The 3,960-nt window shown below is 27.9% G+C and carries 3 protein-coding genes; 2 read left to right on the top strand and 1 reads right to left on the bottom strand.

The features are described 5' to 3' along the window. The first annotated feature begins 264 nt into the window (after positions 1-264). Both HMPREF3131_RS07160 and HMPREF3131_RS07155 read left to right on the top strand, forming a co-directional pair. Positions 265-2,187, top strand: coding sequence for a MobA/MobL family protein (locus HMPREF3131_RS07160; RefSeq protein ID WP_070436582.1), 1,923 nt, complete (start codon positions 265-267; stop codon positions 2,185-2,187). 275 nt (positions 2,188-2,462) lie between these two features. After that, positions 2,463-3,152 carry a hypothetical protein gene (locus HMPREF3131_RS07155; RefSeq protein ID WP_057504644.1) on the top strand — a complete coding sequence of 230 codons (690 nt, stop codon included), beginning with the start codon at positions 2,463-2,465 and terminating at the stop codon, positions 3,150-3,152. An 11-nt stretch (positions 3,153-3,163) separates the two neighbouring features. Here the strand turns inward: HMPREF3131_RS07155 and HMPREF3131_RS11550 are convergent, their stop codons facing one another. Further along, entirely contained in the window at positions 3,164-3,826 is a 663-nt protein-coding gene (locus tag HMPREF3131_RS11550; RefSeq protein ID WP_225973519.1) for a hypothetical protein, read from the bottom strand. Positions 3,827-3,960 lie beyond the last annotated feature (134 nt).

The raw sequence follows: 3,960 nt of genomic DNA, 5'->3' as shown, positions 1-3,960 counted from the left end.
TGTTCAATTTGTTGTTCTAATTGACTTAATTTCGTAATATCTGTTTGTTTGATTTTAGACATTAAAAAACTCCTTTAGTTTATCTACATAAAGCATATCATCGTTCATTGGGTAAGTCGCACATTCATGGTATAATATAACCAGTTCTTAAGACACTGCCCATTTACATGCAAATTGAAAATTGGCATAAAAATGGGCAACCATACTGGTTGATTGCTATAGTTCCCACAGGGGTTTAAATTCAAAAAAAGAGGAGGTAAAATCATGGAGAAAGGTTACTTTATGTTGAGAGTGACCAATATTAATCGAGCAACAAAAAATATCGTTGCGTCAGCGTCTTATCGTTCTGATAAAGCATTATATAGCGAACGTACAGATGAAAAAATTAAGTTTAGAAATCATATTGTTAAGCCTGAAAGCATGATTTTAACCCCTCAACATGCACCCGAATGGACTAAAGATAGACAGCGTTTATGGAATGAAGTTGATAAAGTTGAAAAGAATAATGCGAAAACAAAAAATCCTAGATTAGCAAAAGAAGTCTTATTAAGTTTGCCTAATGATTTTGATAGAGAAGTACAAACAGAATTAACAAAAGATTTTATAAAAAGTGAGTTTGTAGACAAAGGAATGGTGGCTGATATTTCAATTCATAGAGATGACATGAACAATCCACACGCTCATGTTTTGCTGACTCAAAGACCTTTCAATTCAGACGGCACTTGGGGAAAAAAGACAAAAACGAAAACACGATACGATGAAAACGGTCATGCGATTTTAAATAAAAATGGTAATAAAGTTAGAAAGCAAGAACGTTTTGCTGATTTTGATTTCAAAGAAGTTCGTAAGCATTGGGAATTAAAATTAAATCAATATTCAGAACGTGAACAAAGTTTAAGAAGATATGATAGTCGTTCTTTTGAAGATCAAGGTTTAGAAAAAATTGCCGAAATTCCACTTACAAGAGAAGAATATAGACTAGAAAAAAACGAACAAAGACGCTGTGAAAAAGAGGGTGTCGAGTACCAACCCGTTACTTATTACGGACAGAAAAATGAACAGATTAGACAATACAATCGTGACGAATTATCAGAAGTATATGACGATAAAGAGAAAGAACAAGCACAAAATGCAATTAGATTACTTGTTCAAAACGCTAAAGATCAAGTAAGTAAAAATGAACAAAGTTATTCTATTTTATTTGATAGATATAAACATGATATTGGCTATTCAGAGGCAAAAGAAACAATTAAAAACACGTTTGATAGTGCGTCTACTTTTGGTCGTAAAATTCAAAATGACTTACTCAAAAATGAAATTAAGAGACGTCAATTAAAATTTTATGCAGATAATTATGATACTAATTATCAATTTAGAAGAGAAGTTGAAAGCAAAGGATATAGTCAACAAGAGTTTATTAATACAGTTAAATCTAACTTTAAAGAATTACTCAATGAAAAGAATAAGTTAGAAAGCAGAGAAGAAAAGCGTAAAGAAATTTATCAATCAGCTAAAGATGTTTATCTTACTGAAAGTGAAAAAAATAATCTAATTATACAACAAATGTACCCTAAATCTCATAAACAATTTAGTAATGATGAGAAAGCATTTATTGTTGATGAGGCACAAAAAGGTAACTTTATAAAAGCAACTAATGTTCAATATCAATTCAAACAAAATAACAATATTCCTACTGATATATTGCTAGAAGATACTTATAAAAAAGCAAGTAAGGATATTTTCTTTAGTGAAAGAAATCTTAAAAAATTAGAAAAAGATAGCTTTGAATATAACGTTGAGTTGCAATTCATTAAAGAAAAAGAGAAAGAAATTAAAAGCTATAAAGAACATATTGATAATGATTTAAGAATAGATATAGGCGATAAAAACTTTGAAAAAGTCAAAGACCAAACACCTAATGAGAAAGTTCAATTACTCATTAAACTTGAGAAATATAATAATGTCGATCAAGAAGAAGTTATCGAAAAACATATTCATCAAGTGGATAGAAATAATGATGACAATCATCTTGAACATGAAAATGAAAAAACTAATCACATTAATTTACCAACGATAAATGCTAGTGACTTTCTTATGTACTATGCGAACGAAACTGAAAAACAAAACAATATTAATCATAATAAAAAGAAGAAGAAACAAGAGAGAAATAACCAAATGAGAAGATAGTAGAAGGTTGAAACGATACAAAGTTCATTCTTTGATAATAAGAAACTTATCCAAATCTGGTATATTGGCGTTGCTTAAAGATAACATTGTAATTCATGATGATATATGGAATTTTAACTTATCAAATTGATTGAAACAAATGTAGGCATAGCGTGATCTATTAAGGCGACCATTCGAAGAGTTTTGATATTGTTAAAGATCCAAGCTTCAACATCAATAAGCAATTAGAATAAATCGATATATTATTTTGAAAGAAAAAAGGAGCGATAAAAAATTTGTTTTCGATATGTTTGTCTGTAATTTCTATAATAATTGCTATTGTTTCTCTTATCTCTTCTATACGTTCTAGAATCTATCAAAAAACTAAAGATAATAAACTATTAAGACCTCAACTTTTATTGGAAGCTCAAAAAAAGCAAACAACAGATTATATTGGAATCGATTTTGAAATTGAAGGTTATGAGAAGTTGAAAGATTATAATGTTTTACTTAAGTTTTTTAATAATACTGATGCTAAAATTATTGATTTATCTGTGTCTGTGAATGTCTTAAAAAATGAAACTTTTTATTATTTGTTGGATAAAGCATTAGAAGAGAAAGACAATAATTTTTATTGTGAAACTGATAAATCTGGTAATATTTTTTACACTTGGGATAAAGTTTTTGGTATGCCAGAAACTACGAACGTTCAACAATCTATTTTAGAAGGTGGAAATTCATTTGAAATAGAATTACCTGGTATTTTTTCAGCCTTACTGTTAGGAGCTATGTATTCATATCGAATGGATTTTAAAAAAACAAATTCTGTAATAGAGTTTGAAGTGGATATTTCATATAATCATGCCCTTACGAAAAAAAATAAATACGTGAAAATAAAAGAAATCATTCCTGTGACAATTACTTTTAATAATATGATTCAGGGACCATATGTTTTGTATGATTCATTTATCTTTAAACAATTATGATGAGCATTTGATCATTTTTTTAAATATTTTATTATATAACTTTTAATATTATTTTTTACTTCTATGTAATTAGTCGGATTGGGATTCATATGAAGAGGAGATAACGATATAGTTTTTTTATGTCCATCTACTTCTATTTCTATTTCTTGTTCACCATTTTCTCCGAATTCTTGAGTTAATATTGCTATATAATCACCTTTATTTAATTTTAATTGACCTTTTTCTATTTCTGTTTGATTTTTGGTAGGCATATCTTTTCTTTTATTAACGTTTATATGTTCAATCTTATTACCTTCGCGATTATAAATATTAAGTATTTTTATATCGTGTTCATCTGAGCCAATTACAACTGCTAGCTTGTTTGGGTTAGTTAGTATTATTTCTGCCATAATCTTTCTTTTTTTTTCGGCTATAAATTCATTTGGTATTATTTCCGTTTTACCTATTGGAAATTTATTTTGAAAATAGTTCTTTATTTCTTCAGGAGTTTTAGTTAGTGCTTCGTGATAATGTTCAGTTAAAGTTGCATAAACATTAACTTTTAATGTTGTTGTTTTGTCGAACAATATATATTTAATTAATATAATCATATAAATTATTACTAGTATGGAGGATATTGTACCTCCGATATTTACAAACCATTCAAAATTTCTAGACCAATCGATTTTGTTCATTTCATTCTCCTTTTAGTTAAATTTGAATTTGCTATTTTGCGTGTTTTAAACTAGTTGAAAACGAGTTTCTTCTTGTTTTGATAGTTATTTATTCATAAAATGACTTATCGGAAGTTATATGTAACTCATCTAGT

The sequence above is a fragment of the Staphylococcus sp. HMSC14C01 genome (assembly GCF_001808085.1).
Classification (GTDB): domain Bacteria; phylum Bacillota; class Bacilli; order Staphylococcales; family Staphylococcaceae; genus Staphylococcus; species Staphylococcus hominis.
This window is presented reverse-complemented; position numbering and strand designations above follow the sequence as displayed.